Origin of the sequence: Paenarthrobacter sp. YJN-5 (genome assembly GCF_015040095.1) — a bacterium.
GTDB lineage: Bacteria > Actinomycetota > Actinomycetes > Actinomycetales > Micrococcaceae > Arthrobacter > Arthrobacter ureafaciens.
The window spans coordinates 189,582-214,019 of record NZ_CP053546.1 but is presented as its reverse complement, the minus strand read 5'-3'; the positions used below and the strand labels follow the sequence as shown (position 1 = coordinate 214,019).

General features: G+C 61.4%; 26 protein-coding genes. 16 read left to right on the top strand and 10 right to left on the bottom strand.

Annotation, left to right across the window (positions count from 1 at the left end; genetic code table 11):
• Positions 1–41 precede the first annotated feature (41 nt).
• Together HMI59_RS24945 and HMI59_RS24940 are read left to right on the top strand one after the other, a co-directional pair.
• A complete protein-coding gene (locus HMI59_RS24945; RefSeq protein WP_166842607.1) occupies positions 42–1,139 on the top strand; it encodes a site-specific integrase in 1,098 nt (365 codons plus the stop codon).
• Positions 1,130–3,457, top strand: a complete 2,328-nt coding sequence (locus HMI59_RS24940) for a site-specific integrase (protein ID WP_069695253.1) — start codon at positions 1,130–1,132, stop codon at positions 3,455–3,457. The genes HMI59_RS24945 and HMI59_RS24940 overlap by 10 nt, the downstream gene beginning before the upstream one ends.
• Before the next feature lie 10 nt (positions 3,458–3,467).
• On the opposite strand, the gene HMI59_RS24935 is transcribed toward HMI59_RS24940, so the two are convergent.
• The 7 genes from HMI59_RS24935 to HMI59_RS24905 all read right to left on the bottom strand — a co-directional run bounded on the left by HMI59_RS24935 (position 3,468) and on the right by HMI59_RS24905 (position 9,193).
• Positions 3,468–3,974: a GNAT family N-acetyltransferase gene (locus HMI59_RS24935; RefSeq protein ID WP_139126783.1), complete on the bottom strand. Its 507-nt coding sequence runs from the start codon at positions 3,972–3,974 to the stop codon at positions 3,468–3,470.
• A gap of 423 nt (positions 3,975–4,397) precedes the next feature.
• Positions 4,398–4,853 carry a hypothetical protein gene (locus HMI59_RS24930; protein WP_139126782.1) on the bottom strand — a complete coding sequence of 152 codons (456 nt, stop codon included), beginning with the start codon at positions 4,851–4,853 and terminating at the stop codon, positions 4,398–4,400.
• A 106-nt stretch (positions 4,854–4,959) separates the two neighbouring features.
• On the bottom strand, positions 4,960–5,343 hold the full coding sequence (locus HMI59_RS24925; protein ID WP_139128007.1) for a hypothetical protein: 384 nt from the start codon (positions 5,341–5,343) through the stop codon (positions 4,960–4,962).
• A 65-nt stretch (positions 5,344–5,408) separates the two neighbouring features.
• Positions 5,409–5,897, bottom strand: a complete 489-nt coding sequence (locus HMI59_RS24920; protein ID WP_069695250.1) for a hypothetical protein — start codon at positions 5,895–5,897, stop codon at positions 5,409–5,411.
• 316 nt (positions 5,898–6,213) lie between these two features.
• Complete coding sequence (istB, locus tag HMI59_RS24915) at positions 6,214–7,038, bottom strand: IS21-like element helper ATPase IstB (protein WP_069695248.1); 825 nt, start codon at positions 7,036–7,038, stop codon at positions 6,214–6,216.
• The gene (gene istA / locus HMI59_RS24910; RefSeq protein ID WP_069695247.1) at positions 7,035–8,717 is read right to left on the bottom strand and encodes an IS21 family transposase; all 1,683 of its coding nucleotides are present in this window, start codon (positions 8,715–8,717) and stop codon (positions 7,035–7,037) included. Before istA ends, istB begins: the two co-directional genes overlap by 4 nt.
• A 167-nt stretch (positions 8,718–8,884) precedes the next feature.
• On the bottom strand, positions 8,885–9,193 hold the full coding sequence (locus HMI59_RS24905) for a hypothetical protein (RefSeq protein WP_166842604.1): 309 nt from the start codon (positions 9,191–9,193) through the stop codon (positions 8,885–8,887).
• A 181-nt stretch (positions 9,194–9,374) separates the two neighbouring features.
• On the opposite strand from HMI59_RS24905, the gene HMI59_RS26170 reads away from it, so the two are divergent.
• From HMI59_RS26170 to HMI59_RS24870, 7 genes are all read left to right on the top strand, one after another.
• Complete coding sequence (locus HMI59_RS26170; protein WP_166842617.1) at positions 9,375–10,484, top strand: site-specific integrase; 1,110 nt, start codon at positions 9,375–9,377, stop codon at positions 10,482–10,484.
• On the top strand, positions 10,405–10,596 hold the full coding sequence (locus HMI59_RS24895) for a hypothetical protein (protein WP_193594562.1): 192 nt from the start codon (positions 10,405–10,407) through the stop codon (positions 10,594–10,596). The genes HMI59_RS26170 and HMI59_RS24895 overlap by 80 nt, the downstream gene beginning before the upstream one ends.
• 669 nt (positions 10,597–11,265) lie before the next feature.
• The gene (locus tag HMI59_RS24890; protein WP_193594545.1) at positions 11,266–11,532 is read left to right on the top strand and encodes a glutaredoxin family protein; all 267 of its coding nucleotides are present in this window, start codon (positions 11,266–11,268) and stop codon (positions 11,530–11,532) included.
• Between the two features lie 5 nt (positions 11,533–11,537).
• Complete coding sequence (locus HMI59_RS24885; RefSeq protein ID WP_193594544.1) at positions 11,538–12,419, top strand: single-stranded DNA-binding protein; 882 nt, start codon at positions 11,538–11,540, stop codon at positions 12,417–12,419.
• A gap of 152 nt (positions 12,420–12,571) precedes the next feature.
• Entirely contained in the window at positions 12,572–12,841 is a 270-nt protein-coding gene (locus tag HMI59_RS24880; protein WP_227471746.1) for a hypothetical protein, read from the top strand.
• Between the two features lie 373 nt (positions 12,842–13,214).
• The gene (locus tag HMI59_RS25880) at positions 13,215–13,409 is read left to right on the top strand and encodes an AsnC family protein (RefSeq protein WP_227471745.1); all 195 of its coding nucleotides are present in this window, start codon (positions 13,215–13,217) and stop codon (positions 13,407–13,409) included.
• A gap of 137 nt (positions 13,410–13,546) precedes the next feature.
• Positions 13,547–14,230, top strand: coding sequence for a nuclease-related domain-containing protein (locus tag HMI59_RS24870; protein ID WP_227471744.1), 684 nt, complete (start codon positions 13,547–13,549; stop codon positions 14,228–14,230).
• A gap of 279 nt (positions 14,231–14,509) precedes the next feature.
• Here the strand turns inward: HMI59_RS24870 and HMI59_RS24865 are convergent, their stop codons facing one another.
• Positions 14,510–14,806: a hypothetical protein gene (locus tag HMI59_RS24865; RefSeq protein ID WP_193594543.1), complete on the bottom strand. Its 297-nt coding sequence runs from the start codon at positions 14,804–14,806 to the stop codon at positions 14,510–14,512.
• A gap of 10 nt (positions 14,807–14,816) precedes the next feature.
• The gene (locus tag HMI59_RS24860) at positions 14,817–15,077 is read right to left on the bottom strand and encodes a hypothetical protein (protein WP_193594542.1); all 261 of its coding nucleotides are present in this window, start codon (positions 15,075–15,077) and stop codon (positions 14,817–14,819) included.
• A gap of 420 nt (positions 15,078–15,497) precedes the next feature.
• Between HMI59_RS24860 and mobC the strand changes: the two genes are divergently transcribed.
• From mobC to HMI59_RS24840, 4 genes are all read left to right on the top strand, one after another.
• Entirely contained in the window at positions 15,498–15,893 is a 396-nt protein-coding gene (mobC, locus tag HMI59_RS24855; RefSeq protein WP_227471743.1) for a plasmid mobilization relaxosome protein MobC, read from the top strand.
• The gene (locus HMI59_RS24850) at positions 15,890–17,449 is read left to right on the top strand and encodes a relaxase/mobilization nuclease domain-containing protein (protein WP_193594541.1); all 1,560 of its coding nucleotides are present in this window, start codon (positions 15,890–15,892) and stop codon (positions 17,447–17,449) included. The genes mobC and HMI59_RS24850 overlap by 4 nt, the downstream gene beginning before the upstream one ends.
• A gap of 22 nt (positions 17,450–17,471) precedes the next feature.
• Positions 17,472–18,407, top strand: coding sequence for a hypothetical protein (locus tag HMI59_RS24845; protein ID WP_193594540.1), 936 nt, complete (start codon positions 17,472–17,474; stop codon positions 18,405–18,407).
• A gap of 576 nt (positions 18,408–18,983) precedes the next feature.
• Complete coding sequence (locus tag HMI59_RS24840) at positions 18,984–20,150, top strand: ATP-binding protein (RefSeq protein WP_193594539.1); 1,167 nt, start codon at positions 18,984–18,986, stop codon at positions 20,148–20,150.
• 525 nt (positions 20,151–20,675) lie between these two features.
• On the opposite strand, the gene HMI59_RS24835 is transcribed toward HMI59_RS24840, so the two are convergent.
• The gene (locus HMI59_RS24835) at positions 20,676–21,104 is read right to left on the bottom strand and encodes a RidA family protein (RefSeq protein WP_193594538.1); all 429 of its coding nucleotides are present in this window, start codon (positions 21,102–21,104) and stop codon (positions 20,676–20,678) included.
• A 403-nt stretch (positions 21,105–21,507) separates the two neighbouring features.
• On the opposite strand from HMI59_RS24835, the gene HMI59_RS24830 reads away from it, so the two are divergent.
• Genes HMI59_RS24830 through HMI59_RS24820 form a run of 3 tightly spaced genes read left to right on the top strand, consistent with a single transcriptional unit; the run spans position 21,508 to position 24,422 of the window.
• Positions 21,508–22,578, top strand: coding sequence for an IS110 family transposase (locus HMI59_RS24830; RefSeq protein ID WP_166184854.1), 1,071 nt, complete (start codon positions 21,508–21,510; stop codon positions 22,576–22,578).
• Between the two features lie 51 nt (positions 22,579–22,629).
• A complete protein-coding gene (locus HMI59_RS24825; RefSeq protein WP_193594537.1) occupies positions 22,630–23,475 on the top strand; it encodes an ABC transporter substrate-binding protein in 846 nt (281 codons plus the stop codon).
• A complete protein-coding gene (locus HMI59_RS24820) occupies positions 23,472–24,422 on the top strand; it encodes an amino acid ABC transporter permease (protein ID WP_227471742.1) in 951 nt (316 codons plus the stop codon). The genes HMI59_RS24825 and HMI59_RS24820 overlap by 4 nt, the downstream gene beginning before the upstream one ends.
• The last annotated feature ends 16 nt before the right edge of the window (positions 24,423–24,438 follow it).

The window sequence follows — 24,438 nt, the reverse complement described above, 5'->3', positions numbered from 1 at the left end:
ACTGGCAAGTCGTGGGGCCCGACGGTGCCCCAATACGGAGCGTGGAACATTACCTGAAGGACTTCTGGGCCAGGGGAATGAGTTCTGCCAGTGTTGAGTCCTATGCGCGGGATCTTCTGCGGTGGTTCCGTTTTCTTTGGGCTACGGGCAAGGTCTGGAATCCTGTTAGCCGTGATGATGTCCGTGATTTCGTGGCTTCCTTACGTGAAGCATCGAAGGACGTGGGCAGGCGGCGGCCAGTGCCGGCCTTCAACGAAGTCTCCGGCAAGCCGTATTTAACAGACCGGTATTCGCCGCGGACTATCAATCACAATCTGTCCGTGCTCAGCGCGTTCTATGACTTCCACTTGCGAGCCCTAACGGGCCCTCTGGTGAATCCGGTGCCAGAACGAATGGGACCGCATGGGCGTTTCGGAGCTCACCACAATCCTGAAAATGCCTTCCAACAAGGGCCGCGGGCTCATTACCGGCAAAAGGTCCCCGTGCAGGCACCTCGGTCTATTCCCGATGAAGCTTTTGAAAACCTTTTTCACGCGTTGGGATCCGACAGAGACAGGGCCTTGGTTGCTTTCTATGTCTCCAGTGCCGCCCGGCCATCCGAACTGGTCGGTCTAACGAACGGAATGGTCGATGTTGGACAACAATGCATTTCGGTAGTACGTAAAGGAAGCGGAGCAATCCAACGCATCCCCGCTTCGCAGGAAGCTTTCACATGGTTCCGGCTATACCAAGAGTCCCTGCCCCCCGATCTCACCAAATCTGCAGCTTCTGCGTGGTGGACCCTTCGAAAGCCCTTCCGGCCACTGAACTATGAAGCAGCGCGGGGCATCATTCGCAGAATAAATACGATGCTGGGCGCCAACTGGACTCTCCACGACTTTCGACATACCGCTGCCATCCGCATGGCACGCGATCCCAATCTTTCACTCACGGACGTCCAGTCCGTCTTGGGGCACGTCCACATCACTTCCACCGAAACGTATCTGCGGCTCCGGGACGATGAAGTGATCGAACGAGTCAACAAGCACTTAGTCGCAAGAACCACAGCAGACGATAGCCCTGACGTCGGGGTGGAACAGCACTCCTCGTATTCAGCAGAGGACATGACTGAACTCTTCGGAGGAACCACATGGCAATAGTCCGAGACTACGTCCGCCCGCTGCCTGCACCGCCGACAACGGAACCAGCCCACGAACCACACGACCCTGTTCCGCGCCGGTCGCTACTCTCGCAGGCAGAGCTGCTGCAACAGGCTGAGAGGCTGGCTGGCGCCGACGAAGTATCGCTCCGCGGAGTCCGCACTATCTTGACCGCCTTGACCGAATTCGAAGGACAGACGTGGCAGCAACGGTGGGAAAACGCTGACTGCCAGGACCCAGGAAATGACTGGAAGGACCAGCTTGGGAGCCCTTGGAAGGGCATCCGTCTGAACAGGGCCAGGTTTGAATCGGCCAACGGAATCGCGGATCTCATCGCGTTGGACGTGATCCGGCCGAGCTACACATGGCTTCGGAACGCCAGACCCAGGTTCCACCGCATCCGAGAAAACAGGAACCCGGAATTCTTCGCTCGAATGAAAGAGCACGGGTCCGGATTGGATGTCCGACAGTCCAACGTCGGTAACGGCCTCACCGTTATGACAAAGGTCTTGGCGCACACCGGGCTCTCTGTGAATGATCTCCGGCCCGAACACTTGCTTGACTACAGGGAATACCAGCTCGAACGTAAGCAAAAGCCCGATGGTCTGACGTATGTCTGGTCGATGCTCAAGGACCTTGGAGTCTTTGATTCCTCGATCCCTGGACTGTTGCAACTGGTCGCAGTGAAGCGTCCAGGTGTTGAGGAGATGGTTGACTCCTACGGGATCCAAAGCCAGCCGGTTCGAGACATGCTGGTGCGATACCTCAAGACCAGAGAGATTTCGGTGGACTACTCCACCCTTCGCTGGATGGTCTACGAGCTGGTGAAGAATTTCTGGCTCGATGTCGAAGCCCACAACCCGGGAGCGAACAGCCTCCGGTTGAGTTTCGAAGAGGGACGCGCCTGGCTTAGCCGCTTTATGCAGGGCTCGATCACGACCAAACACCGCACCCTTTTCATGGTCAGGGGTCTTTACCTGGATATTGCGGCCTGGGCCACGGACGATGCCTACTGGGCTGAATGGGCGGCGCCTCCTTTCCTGACCCGGGAGGATACGGCCGGTGCCAACAAGAACAAGCGACGAACCCAGGCCCGTATCCACCAACGGATCCGCGATCTGAGCCCGATACTGCCAAGACTCCTCGAGAGCACTGACAAGGAGCTCAAAGATGCTCAGGCAATCCTGGCCGCCGCCATGGCGGTGGAGCAAGGGCAGGAGTTCGAGCACCAAGGGGTGACCTATCGCCGCCGGGAGATGAGTCGAAGCAGAAAAAGCTGGCCTCGCGGCTCCGGGCGGGTATGGGTAACAGGTGGAGAGTTCGAACGTCGGGTCGACCTCACCCAGCGGGAAGAGAGCTGTTTCTGGAGTTGGGCCCTGACCAACACGCTCAATGAGACCGGCGTGCGAATCGAAGAGCTCGTGGAGATCACTACGCATGCTTTTTCCATTTATAGGCTCCCGGACACCGGCGAGGCACTGCCTCTGCTGCAGATCGTTCCCTCGAAGACGGACAGGGAACGAATACTGCTGATCTCTCCGGAACTCGCTCACGTCTTTGCCCAGGTTAAGAGGCGCGTCTCGACACCTGACGGACGCGTCCCTCTTGCGGTGCGCTACGACTCAGCCGAGCGCACGTACAGCCAGCCTCTCCCACACCTGTTTCAGCTCAGGTGCGGCAGTGAACGCCGAACCATGTCACCGGAGTGGGCCAGAATCGCCATCAAGGACGCAATCAACAGATCCGGTCTCAGGGACGAGAACGGTGATGAGTACAAGTTCACACCCCACGATTTCCGCAGACTTTTCGCCACATCAGCCCTCGCCGCCGGCCTTCCGATCCATATCCTGGCCAAGCTCATGGGGCATCAAAACATCTCCACAACGCAGGGTTATGCCGCCGTTCACGACGAGGACACCCACCGGCATTTCAGAGGCTTCCTCGATAGGCGGCGCGCCCTCCGTCCTGCCGAGGATTACCTCGAACCCACCGAGGCCGAAATCAACGAATTCCACGAGCATTTCAAGAAGCGAAAGGTCGAGCTCGGTAGCTGCGGACGTGCCTACAACACACCCTGCATCCACGAACACGCCTGCATCCGATGCCCGGTACTCCGACCCGACCCCGCACAACGCCCACGACTCAAGGAACTCATCGAAGCCCTAGAAGACCGGAAGATGGAAGCCGAACAACGAGGGTGGCTAGGCGAACTCGAAGGTATCGACATCAGCCTAAACGCTGCACGGGAGAAGCTGGCCCGCATGGCCAGGCAGGTCTCCCTGGGTGTTCCGTCATTTCCATCGGGCCCCAAGGACTAGAACGGCCTGCTCAGAACACCATGCTGAACCAGGACCCTTTGCCCGCCAGCGGAATATTCACCTGCGCCCGGCCAATCATCAGCTGAATCTCTGCGCCAGGCGGAAGCACGCTGAAGCCGCACGCCCGGTAAAACGAGGCCGACTCCGGCTCGGTCACGCCATAGAGACGCTTGAATCCCTGAAGTTGGGTGAGCAGCTCCTTGACCAGAGTACGGGCGACCCCCTTCCGTCGACAGTCTTCGCGGACCGCCAGGCTATAGATCATGGCGTGATCCCTGATGCCTTGGCTGACTTCCGAAGCTGGAAGTCCATGACTGACATAGGCCCATATTTGCTCCGCTGCCGCGCCCGCATGAAGGGCCCCGATTAAGCCGACAGCGTCCCGAACGGTGAGGATGTATGACGGAAACCCCTTAAGGGGATCAATCGCCCGGGCCATCAAGGGGAACCGGTTGACATCGTGGATGTGAGAGGTGAAGAACGCCTCGATTTCCGATCGCTCGGCATCTGAGTTCACGCGGTCAATTTGAACATGGAGCACTGAGGGATCCTTTCAGTTGTTTCGAGTGAAGGGATACTGCTGGTGTGATGCGAAACGGGCCGTGATGAATATGTCAACTAAAAATGGCCCCGGTAGGACGGCTATTTCTGGCCCCAGCTTGAGGATTGGGCAATCTTAGATTCGAAGTGCCGCCCCAGTGTCCTGGGTTTCTTTGGCTGCATGCGGGTCGGAGACGGAAGGATGGCTGATTGACGGAAACGGAGACCGGCCATTGCCCGGCCGTGTAACGGCCGTGGATTGATCCGGCATCCTTTGTCGGCCCCTGCCGACCCCACGAGTGTAGAACCGGTTGGGGGAAGCGATCGGTCTGATGGTTTGGGCGTGGCATCGAGGGCGGCCGTGTATGAGAAGGCCCAGCTTGTGGGGACGGGGCGCGGACTAGCAGTGGTTGCCTTTACCCATCCACCCAGCGCTACGGGCAGCAAAGAACGTCCCTATAGTGCTTGCGACGGGGACGAAGAGAAAGACCATGATGGCCTGGATGTCGCCACCGCTGACAACGAACGCAACTATGGCGATCCACCAAGATAGCAGGGCCGTAAACCCGCAAAGGATTGCGATCATGGCCCGGGCGCGGGGCAAAGCGAAGCGATGCCTGCGGATTGGCGGGGTCTTGAAGTATCTGCCCCGAGCGTTCCGTTCTCGGCGCACAACTACAAACGCTAATGCAGTGACCAGGGCAGGGACTACGAGGTATGGGGTGCCGCCGGAGTTGTTCGCCGTCCCGGCGATACCAATCCACCAGCATAGGGCGGCCGTGAAGCCCAGGAGAATGCCCTTCACCGGTCTCGGCGCGGGATCCGCCCGAAACAACGGTTCAAGATTCCCGTTCATGTCTGCTCCCTTGTGCGAACCCGTCATCACTACTCATCAGAGCACGGCGAGGATTCCTTGGCGAGGGCCGGGTTTCCGAATCGGTCGCCCGGCCCTAATCCAGGACTTAGGTCAGGCGACCGCCGGAGTCTCCCCAGGCGTGGATGCCACCCCATGACCCTCCATAAGATGTGGGAAAGTAGGTCTGGGTGAAGTTCGCTGCCGAGCTCCACCCGTAGCCGTTGCCCCAATTGTCACGGACTGCACTGGTGACTTTGACGTTTCCAAACCAGCAGTAATTACCGCTTTCGGAAGTTTGAGCTTTAGCTAAGCCATTCGGGAAGTCGTACCAGCTGGTTCCGTAGAACGTTCCTGGGTTGCAGTTTGTTGGTTGAACGTACCAGCTGTTGCTGCCCCAGGCATTCGCGGCCTGGCTGGAGCCAAGCACCAGTGCTGTTACGGCGAGAAGGGTTAGTGAGGCGCGTTTTACGACGTGCATGTCGGGTCCCATCCAATTCTGACGTGAGTGTTCGAAGGGTCGAATTCGGCCGGCCTGTGTTCAGGCACGCCCTCGGGTTAGCGGGTGCTTCCCTTCACGAGAAAATTCGGAGCGGTAGCGTCCCATTTTTCGGGGTCGCTGGCTGCAGCAGCTTGAGTGCTGCCCGGGACTACAAGCCACGCTTCTTCGCTTTTGTCGGGGTTGGCCACGCGGAGGCCATATCCTTCGAATCCCTTGACGAAGGTGCAGCCCATCATTTGACCGGAGCCGTCCTGTCCGACCGTGACGATGCAGATCTGATCGCTTCCCATGGCGGCCGCAAAGTATTGAAGATTGGTGGTTTTGCCCACCAACCGTACGGATGCCGGATCGATGCCGGTTGACGAAAACGTCTTGGCAGCGGACTCGGGTAAACGGTCTGACAATTGCTGTTGGGATGCCATCGCGGGAACGATGTCCGCTGCTTTTCCGACAGCGTGTTCAGACGGTGATGACGCAGCAACAGCGGCTACACCGACGCCAGCAACGGCTACGGCTGTTAGCGCAATTTTCCATTTGCCATGCATTACTTCTGCCCCCCCAGAGAGAGTAAATCCATTGGATGGAGCAAGGCTAATGCCTTGATGGCCTTTGGGCAATGGCCCCTGACAGGGGCAATGAGGCGGAAATGAAACAGTCTTATGAAGGCGGAAGACGGCACAACTGTCATCGGTCAACGCACTGTCGGCAAAGCCGCCCCGAACGACGCACCCAAAAAGAACGAAGCTCTTGACGTGAGTATCCACCCCTGGACACCGGGCCGGCTACCCCGTTTCCTCTACATCTGGGCCGAGGCGGCGCTCCTTTGCGGCAGCTGTCCCTAACCGTCCAGGTTGGCTCCAATCAGACTGACGAAGGCACTTGTTGGGCGATGGTATGGGCTAGCCGATAAGAGTCGGTGCCAGTTTCGATGATGGTTCCGTTGAAGGTCAGCCGGTCCACGATTGCGGCGCAGAGCCGAGGGTCCGTAAAGGTCTTCGTCCAACCCGAGAACGACTCGTTGGAGGCAATGGCGATTGAGTTTTTCTCTTCGCGTTCGGTCAGGACCTGGAAGAGTAGTTCGGCGCCCCGGCGGTCCAGTTCCATGTATCCCAGCTCGTCGATGCAGAGCAGATCGACCCTGCCGTAACGGGCGATGGTCTTGGCAAGCATCTTCTCGTCCGCAGCTTCGACGAGTTCATTTACGAGCCTTGTTGCAAGGGTGTATCGGACGCGGTAGCCCTGTTCAGCGGCCGCCGTGCCGAGCCCGATCAGCAGGTGAGATTTTCCGGTTCCCGAATCCCCGATCAGACATAGGGGTGCGCCTTTGCGGATCCAGTCCCCGGTTGCGAGCGTGTGAATTGTCGCGGGGTTGATGTTCGAGTTGGCATCGAAATCGAAGTCACCGAGCCACTTGTTCCGCGGGAAGTTCGCGGCCTTCACCCTTCGGATGGACGAGCGCCGGTCACGGTCATCGCATTCTGCCAGTAGCAGCTCGGCCAGGAAGCCCTGATAGGTGAGTTGTTCTTTCCCGGCCACGGCAAGAGCCTCGTTCAGGACCGCGCGGACGGTGGGTAGCCGGAGCCTGCGGCAAGCCTGATCCACGGCGGCGATGGCGGCTTGTTCGGTCAGGCCACGCCGTCGGCGCAGCGTTGGTGTGATCGTGGCCGCCGGGGCTGTTGGGCTCATGAGATGTTCTCCTTCGATGCCGTTTCCTTATCGGTGGTGTGTTGACTGCGCTTGGCCAGCAACTCGTCATAGGCATTGACCGAGGGCAAAGGCCGGGTATCCCGTGGCAATCCTGCGATAACGGCTGCCGGATCGGTCAGCCGGCGCTGAGTCAGGCTGACAACTCGTTGCATTTTCACGTCAGCGTGTTCACCGGGATGGCGATCCGAGCTGGCCCCACCCGATGGGGCTGCGGCGGCGTGGCGCCGGGCCTCTACCGCGACGACGTCGGCGCTGACGGCCCCAACGCCAAGGGCGGCGACGATCCCAGCTTTAACATCATTGGGATCCATGCAGCGGTGCAGCAACAGGACATCGATCAGTTCCCTGGTCCCGTCGGCATCGCCGTTGACCTTGCGCGAGGCAGCCCAGAACGCTTCATGGGCGCTAGTGAACGCACCTGATTCCCTCGCTTTGGCCAGGGCGGTAGACCCGGGAAGCGCGCCGGGCTTGGTCTTCAAGACCTCCAGATAGTGGTCCAGCTGGACCGAGCACCCCGTCCGGGCCGCGAGCCGTTGGTGCCTGGCCACCACCACGCGTCCGTCAAAAACCACGACGTCGGATGCCCGCAACGAGACCCGGACCTGCCGTCCGATGAACCGCGCCGGAACGGAGTACTTCACCATACGAACGGTGACCATTGATGAACGATCAACGCGTGGGTTCAATGCCAGCCCGGGATCAAACTCTTCCACGGGCAACGGCCCCAAGCAGGGCCGTTCTGCCGCATAGTCTTGGCCGATGGTACGGATCCTGTCGTTGATCCTCCGGTCCTCATCTTTGGACTCCCAACCTCTGATCCGGTCGTTTAGCTCCTCCAGGGACGCAGCCACAGGCATCGGCGTGAGCCGGTTCCGACGGAACCATCCCACCTCGCCCTCGACCCCGCCCTTCTCATGAGCGCCGGCGATCCCTGGTTGGCAGTAAAAAGCGTCAAACCCGTAGTGGGAGCGGAATAGCACCCAGCGGTCGTTTTCATGCCGGTTCCTGCCCTGCCCGAACAACACCGAGGTTACGGCGCTGGTGAGGTTGTCGTAGCGGATGTGTTTGACCGGAATACCGCCGATCTCCTTGAACGCCTCGATATGGCCTTCCAAGAAAGCTTCTTGGGCTTGGGTAGGGTAGACCCGGTGGATGGCTTTGCCGGAATGGGAGAGCCGGAACACAAACATGTGGCACTTGGTCTTCACACCATTGAGCACGACAAAGACCTCACCGAAATCGACCTCCGCTTCGGCGCCCGGTGCGTGTTCCTGAGGGACAAAGACTTCGACCCTGCGGCCGGCTTCCAGATCGATCTGGGCCCGGCGCACCCTCACGTAATCCCTCACCGTCGAATACGACAGCTCTGTCGCTCCGCGCTCCTCAATCAGCCGCGCCAGTATCCTTCGGGCTGTATGCCGCTGTTTCCGTGGAGCAGCCGTGTCATCGACAAGCATCTGGTCAATGGCGGTCTTGAACGGTTCCAGCCGCCAAGCAACACCGCGCCGCGGTTTCCGATCCGGAGGAATCGCAGCCTCTAACGCCTGCCGCACGGTTCTGCGATGGACCTTATGCCTTGCCGCCAATGCGCGCACCGACAAACCCTCAACCCGGGCATCCCGTCGGATCCGCGCAAACAACTCCACCCTCGACTCCATCCGGACCAACCCTCCGTCGCATCCATCCACTGATGGAACCAACGTTGAAGGTGGGGCCACATATAACCGTCACAAACGCCCGGCGAGTCTAGAATTGGGGCCAGAAATAACCGTCCTACCGGGGCCATCTAAACCTGTCACAACCACCGTGAAGATGACGAGCCGGGTCAGTGCACGTCCACGTAGCCCGCCGGCAGCCCGATCGAGTGTTTGGAGAAGGGCGTGAACGGGGTAAACGGAGTGAAGGGCGTAAACGGAGTGAAAGGCGTGAAATGGGAGGGCGGATGCACCTTCTTTAGGAGGCGATCGCCGACGAGCGTGCCAAGGTACATCTTTGTTGCGACGCCGCACACGTCGTTGTCATTCCACGCAAGCCAGCCGATCCACTTCGCCGTCGGGCTGAACAGGTTCTTGTTGATTTCGCTGGTGCGGAAGGCAACCCAGTGTCCAAGCGAATCGAAGTAGTGAATTGTCATTTGGTCTCCTGAAGTAGTCCTTTGCGCTCAACCTACTTCATGGCACCGACAATTTAGGACTCAAAGCCATGCGCCCTGACGGGCTCAGGACGACGACTCGTACGGCATACAAGCCAAGGTGGGCCGCTGCGAAACATAGGCGTAGCCTGATCTCGTGGCCAGTATTCTCCGACGGCCCCGCATGGGTAGTCAGCCGTCATTTATGGTTCGGTGGCGGGACCCCGAAACCAGGCGTCAGCAGGGTCTGACGTTCCGGTCTGAGGAGGAGGCCCTCGCTCTGATGCGGAGCCTCAATGATCATGGACAGTCACTGATCAGGGCTCTGCGAGCTAAACAACGCAGGACAATAACTGGACCCTGGGTCAGCGAAGTCGTTCAAGAGCACATCGATCTGCTGGTTCGTCCTTCCAGCGGAACCATACGAACGTATCAACGGATGCTGGATCTACATATCCAGGGAACGATCGGCCGGATACCCGTGAAGGAACTCGGCTATAGGGATGTCATGCTTTGGCTACGCACCCTAAGCAACAAAGGAATGGCCCCGAAAACCATCCACAACATCCACGGATTGTTGTCTGCTGCACTTCAGACGGCGGAGAAGCTCCAATACATACCCCGCAACCCTTGTCGGGGGGTCCGACTACCTCCGCTTGAGCGCTCTGATGACACCAAGAAATTCCTTACCCATGCCGAATATCAGCTGGTTTTGAGCTCCATGGACGAAGACTATAAGCCATTCATTAGCTTCTTGGTGATGACGGGAACCAGGTTCGGGGAGGCTACCGCTCTCACCGTTGGCGACATAGACCTAATTGCCCGACCCCCAACAGCACGAGTCAACAAAGCCTGGAAGCGGGATGATCAATCCCGGTACTACTTGGGACCAACAAAGACGGGCGCAGGGAAGCGGACAATTGCGTTGAATCGGGCCCTCACGGACCTGCTCACCCCACTCGTTGCCAACCGTCCCGGCAGCGACCTGTTATTCACTACACGTACCGGTGACCGAATAGCGCACAAACCCTTCTGGGATCATCATTGGCGCCCCGCGGTCCGTTCCGCACAGGCGGACGGACTAACGCAGACGCCCCGTATCCACGACCTTAGGCACACGCATGCCTCATGGCTTCTCCAGGAAGGAAGCATCCCCATTTTCACGCTCTCCCGACGGCTTGGTCACTCCTCAACGAGAACAACTGAAGAGATCTATGGCCACCTCATGCCTCAGGCTCTCCTCGACGCAGCGGAAGCGACGGAACGCTCCATCAGGCAACTTCACGCCTCTTGACCCGTTAGTCCGGAGAAGGTACGAGGCCAGCGACGTCGAAAAAATCATCCTCACCGACCCCAGGGACGAAGCGGAGGAAACCACAGAGGCGGACGAACCCGAAGCCGCCTAGCCGCTTACACCCCTTGCCGGGCGGAACCCCCACCGCCCGGCAAGGCCCCCGGCCACTCACCACGAACAGGCCTGGAACCTCCCAAACGTCGGGCGGTCCGCCGCCCAGGGCGAACCACAGCAGCCAATCACCAGCGACGGACCGCCATTGAACGCCACCAGGTACGCCCCCACTAAAAGCCGCGCTCCGCCGACCGCCAAGGCAGTCACGATCAGGACCCGCTAGACTGATCACAGATTTCCTTTTGCAGAGGGAAAACCAGGAAGGGCCGGCACACTAGTGCCGGCCTTCCTTTCTTAAACTTCATGCCCTCAGCCGGGCCCCTCACCCATGGTCCAAGACCCACGTTGCCGACTCACCACCCGCCGGCGAACGGTCATTTTCAGCCGGGACGACAACACTGGGGAGTCTTGGCGGACCGGAGGCGGAACAGGAACCTTTACGCCCAGGGCGGTTATCAAAGCGGCAGGGGAGTTCCAATGGGCTTCTACCCGCGAGCTTCCAAAATTACCCACCGCCTAAATCACCAAGAAAAATTACCAAACAGAGACAATAAAGCCTTAGAAATAGGGGCAAAACCTTGTTTATTCGAGTGGATAAATAGTAGAATTGAAGTAGCAAGTCAGCCAGACGAACCTCACCGAACTGATACGAAACGCAGGACTGAAAATGACTACTCAAGCACCCGATTACACCCTCTACACCAAACCCGCTTGCCCGAACTGCGACCGCACCAAGGAGTACTTCGACTCCAAAGGCATCACCTACCGGGTCGTGGACATCACCGAAGTGCCGGCAGCGCTGGAGTACATCAGCACCGAACTTGGCTACTCCCAGGCCCCGGTCGTGGTGAACAACTCCGATGAGCAAGACCACTGGTCCGGTCTGCGCCGTGACAAACTCGTCCACGCGGCCATGACCCACAAGGCAGCGTGAGCGCCATGAGCGCCCCGCACCCCGTGGACGGCTTCACGATCAGCCCCCGGCAGTACGTGGACCTCGAAGAGTTCGGCCGGATCGCCAACCCTTCCGGCATCATCAACGTCGACGCCCCGGACCCGTACGAACCGTACTTCATTGACCGTCCCTCCGTGGAGGATGACCGGTACCTTGCCGTGATCAGCAAAGCACCGCTGGGCAAAGGTGGCCTCTGGGACGAGCACACCGAGAACCAGCACCAACCCACCGACCCCACCTACGACGGGCAGCGTGGGACCGAACCTCAGAACGAAACCAGCACTGATACCGACAACACCACCGCCAGCACACGAGGAACAGGAACCATCATGGCCGGCGAAACCACCATCACTGTCATCGGAAACCTGACCAACGACCCGGAGCTGCGGTTCACCCCGGTTTCCCGTGGGTTCGGGAAAGCTGACGGTACACCGGTCGTGAACTTCACCATTGCCTCGACGCCGAGGATCTTCGATCCTGCCTCGAACGAGTGGAAGGACGGGGAGACGTTGTTCCTTCGCGTGAGTGCGTGGCGGGAGATGGCCGAGAATGTCGCTGCTTCGTTGACGAAGGGCTCCAGGGTCATCGTCTCGGGTCGGCTGAAGTCCAGGTCCTACGAAACGAAGGAAGGGGAGAAGCGCACCGTGATCGAGCTTGAGTGTGACGAGGTCGCCCCCAGCCTGCGCTACGCGGTGGCGAAGGTCAGCCGGTCCCGGCGCGGCGACAACCACACCGAGGGCCGCAGTGGTTTTGGGAACCAGTCCGCTGCGGGGCAAGCGAACCAGCAGGACGACCTCGGGGCGGCAAACCCGGCTGCGGCCGCCGGTTCGTGGGGTAACGAATCCGACAACCAATCTCCGTTCTGACCCGTACGGCGCCGGGCGGTCCTGGACGTGTGGGCAGCATCGGGGAGCTCAATGTCCGCCGTGTTTGCCGTGTACGGGATGGCGGCCGATGTGGCGGTCGTCGATGTTTTCGGCTTATTTTTCCAAGCAACGACCAAAGGGATTGTGATCGCGTGCCTGCTGCTAAACGGGACGATAACTCCATCAGTGCAAAGTTCACCAGGGACGATGCGGAACAGATCCGCGCCGTGTTGAAGTTCGTGGGTTTGGAGGAGGGATACGCGTCGGCGAATGACTTCGTGGAGGCCGCTGTCCGACGGGAGCTAAGGCGCGTTCAGCGCAAGTACAACAGCGGCCGGAAGTGGCCAGGCGTCGAAGCCGGCGGGCTGCGACCAGGGCGGCGTACCCGCGCCGAAACAGCTGCACACGAGGACCATCACTGAGCACACTAATGACACCGAACCGTGGCCCCCGGTTTGTAGCGGGGGCTATGGAACCAGCGGCCGTTTGGGGGCCAGCACCGTGCACGTCCCCGGGCAGCGTAACGGAGTTCGGCCGCAACGGGCACCAGTCGGAAACGACCCTGACGAGGGTCCTGGTGAGGGGCCGTTGCCAAGGTGTCTTGACAAGGTGTTCGTGTGTGGGGACGCTGTCGTCATGGCACGGTACAGCGGCGGTCCGACGGTTCATAGGGCTTTGAAGGGGCCTCGGGCAACGGGTGCGTCCAGGTCGAGTCCTCAGGGGTGGAAGGCGGAGCTGGCGACTACGTTGAGGGCGATCCAGGAGGTCCGCCAGAGTTGCGATAATACTGAGCTCGTGACGGTGAAGCATGCGCGGAAGGCCGGCCTGTCCTGGGCGGAGATCGCCACGGCTTTAGGGGTTTCGCGTCAGGCGGTGTGGGAGCGGTGGCACGATATCGATGCGACGCTGCCGGCCAATGACCTGTGGGGGCCTTCCGCCCTGCATGACCCGCCGCCCGAGAGCAATTCAGGCACCGGCGGAACGCCTTGATGAAGCGGATGCGGCTCCGGTACACCGGAACCTGCCGACAGTGTCGAACCACCGTCGCGGCCGGGGCGGAGGCGTTCTACGAGCGGGAGTCGAAGACCATCCGCTGCCTGGTGTGCGCCAACGATGCGGCTTCAACCGTGCGAGCTGAGACGGCGCCGGATCATTCTGAACTGTGGTCCCGGGAGGTGGGAGTCGCGGGGGCGTCTGCCCGGCGTGAGTATGAGCGACGCAAGGCCAAGGACGAGGACGCGGTGCGTGAGCGGTGGGGCCGCTTGGGCGGCGTGGCCGTAGCCTTGTCCGGGGAGCGGCCGCAGACCAGGTCGTGGGCGCTGGGTGCGGTCGGTGAGGAGCGCCTGGGGGCCCGGCTGGATGGAATGGTTTCGACGGGTGTAAGTGTCCTGCACGACCGGCGAATCCCTGGCTCGAAGGCCAACATCGATCACCTCGTCATTACCCCGGGCGGGGTCTGGGTGGTCGACGCGAAACGCTACAGGGGCCGGCCCGGGCTGAAGACCGCGGGAGGGTTCCTCCGCCCACGCATCGAGACGCTCGTCGTTGGTGGGCGTGACCGGACACAACTGGTCGACAGCGTGCTCAAACAGGTTGACCTCGTGCGCGCGGTGACCGGCGATGTCCCGGTCACCGGCGCGCTGTGCTTTGTCGAAGCGGACTGGCCGTTGGTCGGGGGAGCGTTTACGACCCGGGGCGTGCACGTACTCTGGCCCAAACGACTCACCAGCATCCTCCTCAACCAGAGGGACGAAGGCGTCGATGTCGCCGGGATCAGTGGGTTGTTGGGGTCCCGGTTCAGGCCGGCCTGACCACCACGCCTGAAGGTCCCGTCCCTGGTTGCTGCTGGATCATCACCGTGCGCATGTTGCGGCCTGCGCGGTGCAGCCAAAACGGCAGCTACTGCATAAGCCGGACACCGCCGAGCACGCCTCCGTGACGCGTCTCCAGAACCCCCGCGGCTGCCGAGGGGCTGCCGGGGGATGTGCCCCGGCGGGGCAAGACGGCTGACCGTGATGCGCCGACAGTTCAGTCGATGACCCTGCCTGAGGCACGGCTCCGGGCCGTGGGGTTGGTGGTGTCTTTCCGGGTTATTGCTGCGCTTCCGGGGTGGCTGTTTCGTGGGCGGCCTCGGGGGAGCGGGTCGTGCTCCGGCGGCGTTTGGCTGCTGCCGGTTCGAGGCCGAGCTTTTTGAGTTCGTCGGTGCTCCAGCCGTCGCGGGTGGCTTTGACGTAGGCGCGTTTGTCGTCGCGTTCGGCGGCGGCGAGTTGTTCTTTGAGGTCGGTGATCCGTTGACGGGTTCTGACCAGTTCGGTGACGGATTCAATGCGCGAGTCCAGCAGGGCGCGGGCTTGGTTTCGTGTCTGTTCAATGTCGAGGTTCGCCATAACAAACAGCCTATCGACCGTCACGTGCGCAGTGCTGCCCGACGCGCCCCTGGGTGCCGCCGCGGCTGGGGCCGGTTCGTACGGTGTCGGGGATGAGGTGGGCGTTGTCGGGGTCGTTGAACCAGTCGGCGAGGTAGTCGTCGGCGTAGCTGACGGTACGGGCGGTGAACTGGAAGTATTCGGGGCCGATGCCCTGTTTGCGCCACTGTCGCAGCTGAGCTGCGGTGATGCCGTAGTTCTTGGCCACTTTGGACGGTGAGATGAGAGCCACAACTGTACCTTTCGCTATCCCTATGCCGCGTTCCTTTCGGCACGCCCGAAAGCACTTGACCGGGCAGGGAATTGGCCAGTTGGGGAGGTCGGAGCGTGGAATACCGGAACGAAGTGAGGATATGCCGCGAAAGCCGGCAGCCCCGGCTTGCCAAGGAAAGGCCGGGCAGTAGCATCAACCAGCCGAAACGGAACGACGCAGTCGTTGTTCAAAGGACAGACGCGAAGCGTCCTGCAGGGCAGTACCGTACCGATCACCGGCCAGCACAGCATGGTCTGAGCTGCTTGAGCAGAGCAAGCTATACACTTATGTGCCATAAGTGGGCTTGTTCCTCGACACCGGGGTCGAGGGTTTGTCACACTGGTGGTGTGATCCCGGAGGTTCCGGGGTGCTGCGCTGGGCATGGAAGGGCGGTGGGTGATGGCGGAGGAGAGGGGTCCGGGTCGTCGTGTGGGTCGTCGTCGCCGCGCGAACATTGCCGGGCGCACGGAGTATGTGCGGGTGTCGATGTCGGAGGAGGAGCGGGCGAGGCTGCTCATCCTGGAAGGCAGGACGGGGCGCAGCGCTTCGGAGATCCTGGTCAGTGCCGCTTTGTACTCGGAGAACTCTGATTCGTTGGCGGAGCGTCGTGCGGTGGCGGCTGAGTTGATGGCCGTGCGCCGGTACCTTGCGGCGTTGTCGAACAACGTGAACCAGCTGGCGAAGCACGCCAATGCCAAGGATGAATTCCCGGCCGAGGCGAAGGTTGTGTTGGGCCGGGTTCGTGCCATTGCCGAGCGGGTCAACGAGACGATCTACGGTTTGGTGCGCCGGTGATCCCGAACATCACCAAGGGTGAACGGATGGCCGGTCTGCTGGTGTACCTGGCCGGTCCTGGGCGTGCGAACGAGCACACCGACCCGCATCTGGTGGCGGGCTCGGCGCCGATCATGGCCTGGCACAACGATGACCAGCTCAACCGTGACGCGGCATTGTCGATCGCGCACCAGCTCGACCAGGCCAGGAACGTCCTGGGGGTCGAGGTGAAGGGCGGGCATGTGTGGCATTGCTCGTTGAGCCTGCGCGCCGACGAGGGCGATTTGACCGATGAGAAGTGGGCCCAGATCGCCACGGACTTCATGGACGAGATGGGCTTCACCGAAGCCAGCGGCAAGGCGCCGGTGGCGTGGGTGGCGATCCGTCACGGACACAGCAAAGCAGGCAACGACCACATCCACATCGCGGCGTCCATGGCCCGGGAAGACGGCACCAAGTGGTCCAGCCACCTGGACTACAAACGGGCCCAGGACACTGCCCGTGCCTTGGAGAAAAAGCACGGCCTGGAGGAACTCTCGCCCGTGTATGCGATGCGGGGACTGCGCCCGGGCGAACGAGAAGCAGCCGAGCGCCGCGGCCGGGACGAACCCGAACGCCGGTCCCTTGCCCGGAAGATCCGGGCCTGCGCGACCGCCGCCGCCGACGAGGCAGAATTCGTGCGCCGTGTCCGCCGCGCCGGTGCGATGATCAAGCCACGCTACGCCGCCGGACGCGACGACGTCGTTGTCGGCTACTCCGTGGCCGAGCGGCCACCGAAGGGCATCCGCCCGGTGTGGTTCGGTGGGGGACACCTGGCCAAGGACCTGACCCTCCCACGGCTGCGTGGAGCATGGAACGACACCCCCGACACGGCAGCCACTGCCGTGGCTGAATGGGGTGCCGCCGCGCGCGGCCGAAGGCCCGTCAGCATGGGCCGGGAAGCGCACGAACCTGACCCGCAACTGTGGGAGCGCTACAGCGAGGAAGTGGCCCGGCTTCGGGAGCAGTTGCGTGCCGTGCCGGTCGATGACCACGCCACCTGGGCGCAGGTCGCCCGCGAAACCTCCGGCGCGTTCGCGGCCTGGTCAACAGCCACCGAACCCACACCGGGTCCCCTCGCCGCGGCGGCTGATGAACTGTCCAAAACCGCGCAGCTGCGCCGCTACCCGGCACGTCCTGTCCGTACAGTGGGACCCTCCGCCAAGGGTGCTTCCCTGATGCTCATGGCAGCCACCATGGGCGGCCGGGGAACCGCCGCGGAGGCGATCATGCTGCGCCAACTGCTGAACGTCGCCAAAGCCGTCCACGACATGCACAAAGCCTCCAACGACCTGCGCCGTGCACGGCAACTCAGTCACGTCGTCAAGCACCAGCTGGCCCAGGTCGCCGCTGCCCTGCCCGGCATCCCAACAACAACTCCGGCAGTGGACAACGAAGCAGCCGAAGCCGTTCGCACCGGCACGGCAGGACAAGGCCCGGCACGGCCCGTGGGGTCGGTGCTGCCGCCCAGCTACGAGCAGGCAAGACCGCACACGAGCACCCGCGGCGGGCACACCCGCCCGGACCACGGAAGATGACACCAACAGGGGGTAGGAAACCATGAGCGAATCCGACGGCATTGACGAAGCCATCGAAGGACTGACCCGGGTCGGACTGACCGTCGCCGGCAGGCTCGGCGAACAACTCTCCCGGGCACGGGAGCAGGCCATGCGCCAGGCACAGGCAGCCGAGGAACAACAAGCCAGAGAACTGCAATCCCGGTTCGACGCCGAACGCGCCGCAGCCCGCGCCCAGCTCGCCCCCGTCAAGGACGAGCGCTGGTGGGACACCGCCAGTGACGGCTCCATCGTCAAAGTCCACGCCACAGCCAAAGCATGGAAGGACCACGACCCGATAGCCCAGGACGCCGCCGCGATCATCCGCGAGCAAGTGCAACGGCGTTTCGGGGTCGACGCGGACAACCCAGGCGCCGATGAAGCCATGGTCGCAGCAGTCCTGAACGACGTCGAACGCAAACGCGGGCAGGCAGCGGGTGAACGAAACCGGGGCCAGGGTGAAACCCTCGAGGCAACGCTGCTGATGGCAGAAGCTGCCCGGGAAGACCGCCAACGGGAACGCGATCATGCTGCACCACCGGCCGAAGACCTGGAGAAAGCCAAAGCATGGCTCCTGGAAACCAACCCCGCCGCAGCACAGGACTGGAGACAGCGTCACGGCTTCTCGGACACCGTCGCCGAGGAAAAGCGGCTGGAAAGGGACCTCGTCGCGGACTGGACGAAGGCACAGGACGCTGCGCCCGCCGGCGACGAAGCCGAGATCAACTACGACTCAGCCGAGCGCCGACAGGCGCTGGCCGCCAGCCTCGAAGGCGTGGCCGACCGCGAGGCCGTCCAGGCACGGCTTAGCGCCGACCAGGACCAAGGGACACCACCCAGCGCAGCCCTCGCGCACGCCTCGGGCCGCAGCCCCAAAGCCCGCAAGGCACGCGGCGCGGGCGGACTGTCGAGGCTGCTGCAACGCGGCATGACCCGCTAGGAACCCTCGGAGACGGACGGAACCAGCAACGCAGCGGGTGCTGGTTCGTTCGTTCCGTTGCTGCCAGGAGTTCGTGCCCACTGGCACGACAACCACGGCCCCGAAGGACCCCTCAAAAGCGGCGAATCCTCAGAGATGCCCAGCCGGTTATCCCCCGGGACAGCATTTCAACGGTCTTCGCGGCCCGACAAGAAAAAAATTCTTGGATTTTCGCGACACGATCGGACCATTCTTCGCACTTATGGTGGAGGAGTCTGTCCCGGTTTCCGACAGAGGCATATCCAAAATGAAGTTTGTGACTGTTTCCCGTGATGTTGACCTGCCCAGTCGCTACTCCCATTTTGCTTGAGGAGCTCAAGAAGACCGTTCACTGGGCCAGGACCAAGGCGCTTCGAACAGTCACAACATCCAGCTGATCGAGTTGTACTGGACCATCGGCCGCGACATGCAGAAAGACCCACAGGACCAAGGCTGGGGCGAGACCGCCGTGTCAACGCCTATAACAAAATCTACTAGATTCTATCTTTTAGCTATACTTTGATAGATATCAGTAGATCTCCGTAAAGGCTGGTGCTCATGGATCCGGTAACCAACCCGTACTCCCCAGGCGCGGGAAGAAAACCCGCTGCTCTGGTCGGCCGTGACCAGCCACGACGGGACTGGCAGATTGCCATCGAGCGGGTTGAAGCGGGCAGATCGGCACAGCCGTTCGTTCTCTACGGCCTTAGAGGCGTCGGAAAGACGGTGCTCCTGTCCGACTTCCGGCGCTCGGCCGCTCAAAGGGACTGGCTTGTCGCCCAGGTCGAAGCGGGCGCCGGAAAGTCACTGCGTGAAGCCTTAGGTGAGGCCCTGCACGGTCCCTTGGCCGATCTGGCCCGTCCGTCGGCCGGCAGAAGGATGCTCAAAGCCTTGAAAACGGCCGTCAGTTTCAAAGCATCCTATGACCAAAGCGGGGCCTGGAACTTCGGCCTGGACTTGGACGGGGCCTCGGGCGGGGGAGCGGACACGGGCGTCCTGGAGACCGACCTCAAGAAACTCATCCAGGACCTGGCCCTCGCCGCCGAAGAAGAGAATGTCGGGCTGGCGATCCTGGTGGACGAGGCCCAGGACCTCGAGCCGGCGGAGGTCGTGGCTCTATGCGCAATAGCCCACGCGGCCGCGCAGGACGATTGGCGCGTGCTGTTCGCCTTCGCCGGTCTGCCCAGTCTCCCACGGGTTCTCGCGGAAGCGAAGTCCTACGCGGAACGGTTCAACTACGAGAAGATCGAAGAGCTCCGGGGAAAGGTGGCCTCCGAAGCCCTCACTAAGCCGGCGTCCGACGACGGCGTCGAGTGGGACACATCTGCGGTCTCGCTCATCGTTGATGAAAGTGCCGGCTATCCCTACTTCTTGCAGCAGTTCGGGCAGGACACCTGGAACGCTGCCACGGGGGATACGATCACGTATGACGATGCCCGGGTGGGTGCTGCCAATGGCCGGGCTGCGCTGGACAACGGCTTCTTCCGGGCACGCTGGGACCGTGCAACCCGGGCCGAGCAAAACTACCTCAGGGCCATGGCCGAAGACGGCGACAACGGCAGCTCATCCGGTGAAATAGCAACGCGGCTGGGACGAGGACCGGCCAGCTTCGGCCCGATCCGTGCAAACCTCATCGCCAAGGGACTCGTCTATGCCCCGGAACACGGCGTCATCGCCTTCACCGTGCCCGGCATGGCCGCGTTCATCAACCGCCAACCGAAATAAGAGGTACACCCAAATTTGGGGCGGCCATGGATCGCTGCCGCAGCCGTTGTTCGACTGTCAGGCTGAAGTCTAAGACCTGCCCCACCCACCGTCATAAATGATGCCTTCGGGATCCTATCCTGACGCATTTAGAAGCCCCTTCTGACGTCAGGTTGGGGTGTGCCCGAAGGTGACAGCCATCCGCAACTCGCGGCGTTCACTCACAACCGGTCTGAAGTGAATTTAGATAGGGTGAGGCGGTCGGGAGTTATCGGTGCTACCTGATCGAGCATGTAGCGTTTAGGGCACCTTCACCGAGCAACTTTTCGGGCTGGTTATACGGGACACCGCGGGAATGTGAGCTTGTGGCGCTCTTTGGCAGCACTTTGAGGTCGGTAATGGGATGAACACCCGCCTTGAGTTGTCGTTGGCGTTGCTCCTCCGTTTCGTATCGTTGCTTCTCGTCACGCAGCAGACTTCGTTTGTGGTCGGCTGGCTGCGTGTCGTTTCCCGCCCCTATTTTTTGGGGGGGGTGAAACCGGATGATCAGCTGAGTACGGCTATCCCGTCGATTTCAACGAGAATTCCGGCACCAAGCGCTGCGGGGATGGTTGTGCGTGCCGGATATGGGTGTTGAAAGAACTCCCCATAGGCCTGGTTCACTTCTGCCCAGTCGTCGTCGCTGCTGATATAGACCCGGACAGTTACCAGATTGGTCATGTCAGCACCGGCGGCTTCGAGCACGCAACGAAGGTTTAGGAGTGCTTGGCGGGCCTGCTCGCCAGCTTTTTCGCTCACGAGTTCCCTGGATTCGGGTTCAAAACCGCACTGACCCGAAAGGTACAGATGGCTACCGACGCGCACGCCCTGTGAGTAGCTGCCCAAGGGCAAAGGTGCGTTGGGGGTCCTGATTTCTTCTTTGAGCATTTGCCAGTTCCTTCGGCTTGTCGTCGTTTTTGGGTTGTTTGCAGTCATGCCTTGACTCGAGGACATGTGATGTTCAACACTTAGACTGTCAGACAGTCTGAATACTAAGAATAGGGACCGACATATGAAAGCCAAAATGCTGTGAGGATTGGGGTGGCTGGTCTGGGATTGGCTGGCAGAGTAGGTGCAGGTCGTTCCACCCCGCGGTCGTGACTCACAAAACGCTTGGCCCCCTGTCTTGGGTGTGCCTTTAGTGCGACTTGTCCGTCTGCGGGGTGGGCGGCCGGTACCTGCCCGGCCCACCTCGGTGACTTGATCAGAAGATTGTCCGCCCCCGGCGCGGGGGCGTGACTCGTCACAGTGCTGTTCCGAAGTGACCTCTACCCGGACTGGTACCGGCCCGTAACGGCCCTGACCATGTCCGCGAAATGAGGAAAGTGCCAGAACCGCTATGACTATCGTTGCGTATTCCCACCCGTTTGTCGTCGGCGTCGACACCCACGCCAGGAAACATGTGTATTCCATCCTTGCCGCGCCAAGCGGCGAACGGATCGACACCCGGGATTTCCCGGCCACCGGGGCCGGGATCGACCGTGCCATTGCCTGGGTAGCGCGCTTGACCGGGGCCGATCCGGCCACTTTGTGGGTGATCGAGGGCGCGGCTTCTTATGGTGCGGTGCTGGCCGGGGCTGTCGCAGCTGCCGGCTACCAGGTCGCCGAAGCCGCCCGCATGGATGCCAAGACACGTCGCGGGATCGGTAAGTCCGATCCGTTGGACGCGCACCGGATCGCTTCAACAGTCCTTTCCCTGGAAGAGGACAAGCTGCGCCGGCCACGGTTGAACGAAGGGGTCCGCGCAGCCCTGCGGGTCCTGGTCAGTGCACGTCAGTCAATGACCACCGACCGGACCAGGACCGTGAACGCGTTGACCGCGCTGCTGCGGGTCAACGATTTGGGTGCCGATGCCCGTAAGCCCTTGACCGGGACCCAGATCCTGGAGATCTCCAGATGGCGTGCCCGTGAAGAACCCCTTGCCCTGTCGGTGGCCCGCTCCGAAGCCGTCAGGCTCGCCAAGCGCATCAACGACCTTGACGCGGACATCAAAACCAACGGCAACCGGATCACCGAACTCGTCGAGATCAGCGAAGCCGCGCCCCTGCTACAAGAACCCGGCTTCGGACCAGTCACCGCAGCCATTTGTCTCACCGCATGGTCCCATCGCGGACGGGTACGTTCCGAGGCTGCATTCGCCTCCCTGGCCGGGGCCAACCCCATTCCCGCTTCATCCGGAAATACCGTCCGCCACAGGCTCAACCGCGGAGGCGACCGGACCCTGAACAAAGCCCTCCACATGGCTGCCCTGAGCAGGATGGCGTTCGATCCGGAAACCATCAACTACACAGCAAAACGTGAAGCAGAAGGCCGTACCAAAAAGGAGATCCGCCGGTGCGTCAAACGCTACCTCGCCCGACGGATCTACCGCACACTCAACGCCAACAGCCCCATGCCATCGTTCCGTTGACAACCATAGAAGAGTCGTACTGCTGCTCTTGCGGTCGTAGCCGTGGGCATCATGTCCATCACTGCCTGTGGCGGTGGCGCGTCATCGTCGACGCAATCGTCCTCTGCAACAGCGGCAAAGCCGGAATTTGTGGCAATGGTGCCCAATGCCGTGCGTCAAGCCGGGAAGCTCCGCGTCGGTACTGACCCGACGTACCCGCCTTTTGAATCCATCGATACCGACGGTAAAACCATCGTTGGGCTGGACGCGGATTTGGCTAAGGCTATCGGCGGGCTGCTAGATCTGGACGTTGAATTCGTCCCAACCGGCTTTGATGCACTGATCCCGTCACTTGCAGCGAACAAGGTGGACATGGCCATGTCGTCAATCGGCGACACGAAGGCCCGGGAAGAGACCGTGGATTTCGCCACATACTACTGGAACGGCTCCCTGCTGCTCGTTGCCAAGGGAAATCCCAAGGCTCTGACGGCCGAGCAGACCTGCGGTGGACGGATCGGGGTCATCAGGGGTTCGCTGCAGCAGACCACGTTCCTACCGGCCCAGGAAGAATCCTGCAAGGCTGCCGGTAAACCGGCGCCCACTGCCGACGTGTACCAGACGGCGCCCCAGGCGCAGCTGGCTTTGCAAAGTAACCGGATCGATGGGGTCCTGACGGATGCCCCTCCTGTGGCCGATGCTGCGAAGAAGAACCCGGCAAAATTCGAATCTGTCGGGCCTCTGCTGAAAAACCCCAACCCCGGTGGTGTCGCGTTGCCCAAGGAGAGCAAACTCACTTCGGCCGTGAACGCAGCGATCAATGAACTGATTAGCAATGGGACCTACCAGTCCATTCTGGACAAGTGGAACCTGGGGGACATCAAGATCGATAAGTCTGAGATCAACGGAGCACGTTCGTGAGTACCCACGCGCACGGTCTTGCCAGCCCCGACGTAGCCGCGGGGCCGGCAAGACCGGAAAAGATCAAGAAGCTTAAGCGGCCAGGCCGCTGGGCCTCCTACCTTCTGATGGGTGTCCTGGCGGTTTTGGCCATCGAGTCCGTCGCGACGAACCCCAACTTCGGCTGGCCCGTCGTCGCCCAGTACTTCACCTCCCCTCGCGTCCTTGAGGGCCTGGTCAACACCCTCCAGCTGACCGTTGTTGCCATGGTTCTGGGCGTGGTGCTCGGAGTGATCCTCGCGGTCATGCGGCTGAGCACCAACCCAGCCCTATACGCGGCCTCCGGTCTATACATTTGGTTCTTCCGGGGAACACCGATCTTCGTTCAGTTGCTGTTCTGGGGCTTCATCTCGGCCCTGTACCCCACGCTGGCCTTGGGCATACCGGGAACCAAACCATGGTTCGAAACGGACACCAACTCGGTGATCACCCCGATCGTGGCGGCCATCCTCGGCCTGGCGCTGAACGAGGCAGCGTACATGGCCGAAATCGTCCGCGCCGGCATCGTCTCGGTCAGCAAAGGCCAGACCGAAGCAGCCCACGCCCTAGGCATGTCCCACATGCGCACCCTGCGCCGGGTCATCCTGCCCCAGGCAATGCGTGTCATCGTCCCGCCCACGGCCAACAACGCCATCTCCATGCTGAAAACCACGTCTTTGGTCAGCGTGCTGTCCTTCCCCGAGTTGCTGTACGCGACCCAGCTGATCTACGCCGAAAACTTCCAGACCATCCCCCTGCTGATCACGGCCTCCATCTGGTACCTCATCGTCACAACGCTGATGACCATCGGGCAGTACTACACAGAGCGGCACTACAACAAGAGCACCCGGGTGCAAGGCATCAGTGTCCTGCGCCGGGTGTTGGAACTGCAGAAAAGACGCGGCGCCAACGATGCCGCATCGCGTTAGGAAACCCGATGAACTC

What these genes read in the sequence shown, in the direction of transcription:
- HMI59_RS24940 (WP_069695253.1), top strand. Translation starts at nt 1,130, where the DNA reads ATGGCAATAGTCCGAGACTACGTCCGCCCGCTGCCTGCACCGCCGACA.
- HMI59_RS24885 (WP_193594544.1), top strand. Translation starts at nt 11,538, where the DNA reads ATGAGCGCCCCGCACCCCGTGGACGGCTTCACGATCAGCCCCCGGCAG.
- HMI59_RS24830 (WP_166184854.1), top strand. Translation starts at nt 21,508, where the DNA reads ATGACTATCGTTGCGTATTCCCACCCGTTTGTCGTCGGCGTCGACACC.
- HMI59_RS26170 (WP_166842617.1), top strand. Translation starts at nt 9,375, where the DNA reads ATGGGTAGTCAGCCGTCATTTATGGTTCGGTGGCGGGACCCCGAAACC.
- HMI59_RS24845 (WP_193594540.1), top strand. Translation starts at nt 17,472, where the DNA reads ATGAGCGAATCCGACGGCATTGACGAAGCCATCGAAGGACTGACCCGG.
- HMI59_RS24930 (WP_139126782.1), bottom strand. Translation starts at nt 4,853, where the DNA reads ATGAACGGGAATCTTGAACCGTTGTTTCGGGCGGATCCCGCGCCGAGA.
- HMI59_RS24895 (WP_193594562.1), top strand. Translation starts at nt 10,405, where the DNA reads ATGGCCACCTCATGCCTCAGGCTCTCCTCGACGCAGCGGAAGCGACGG.
- HMI59_RS24920 (WP_069695250.1), bottom strand. Translation starts at nt 5,897, where the DNA reads ATGCATGGCAAATGGAAAATTGCGCTAACAGCCGTAGCCGTTGCTGGC.
- HMI59_RS24835 (WP_193594538.1), bottom strand. Translation starts at nt 21,104, where the DNA reads ATGACTGCAAACAACCCAAAAACGACGACAAGCCGAAGGAACTGGCAA.
- HMI59_RS24890 (WP_193594545.1), top strand. Translation starts at nt 11,266, where the DNA reads ATGACTACTCAAGCACCCGATTACACCCTCTACACCAAACCCGCTTGC.
- HMI59_RS24825 (WP_193594537.1), top strand. Translation starts at nt 22,630, where the DNA reads ATGTCCATCACTGCCTGTGGCGGTGGCGCGTCATCGTCGACGCAATCG.
- HMI59_RS24925 (WP_139128007.1), bottom strand. Translation starts at nt 5,343, where the DNA reads ATGGGACCCGACATGCACGTCGTAAAACGCGCCTCACTAACCCTTCTC.
- HMI59_RS24840 (WP_193594539.1), top strand. Translation starts at nt 18,984, where the DNA reads ATGGATCCGGTAACCAACCCGTACTCCCCAGGCGCGGGAAGAAAACCC.
- istB (WP_069695248.1), bottom strand. Translation starts at nt 7,038, where the DNA reads ATGAGCCCAACAGCCCCGGCGGCCACGATCACACCAACGCTGCGCCGA.
- mobC (WP_227471743.1), top strand. Translation starts at nt 15,498, where the DNA reads ATGGCGGAGGAGAGGGGTCCGGGTCGTCGTGTGGGTCGTCGTCGCCGC.
- HMI59_RS24865 (WP_193594543.1), bottom strand. Translation starts at nt 14,806, where the DNA reads ATGGCGAACCTCGACATTGAACAGACACGAAACCAAGCCCGCGCCCTG.
- HMI59_RS24905 (WP_166842604.1), bottom strand. Translation starts at nt 9,193, where the DNA reads ATGACAATTCACTACTTCGATTCGCTTGGACACTGGGTTGCCTTCCGC.
- istA (WP_069695247.1), bottom strand. Translation starts at nt 8,717, where the DNA reads ATGGAGTCGAGGGTGGAGTTGTTTGCGCGGATCCGACGGGATGCCCGG.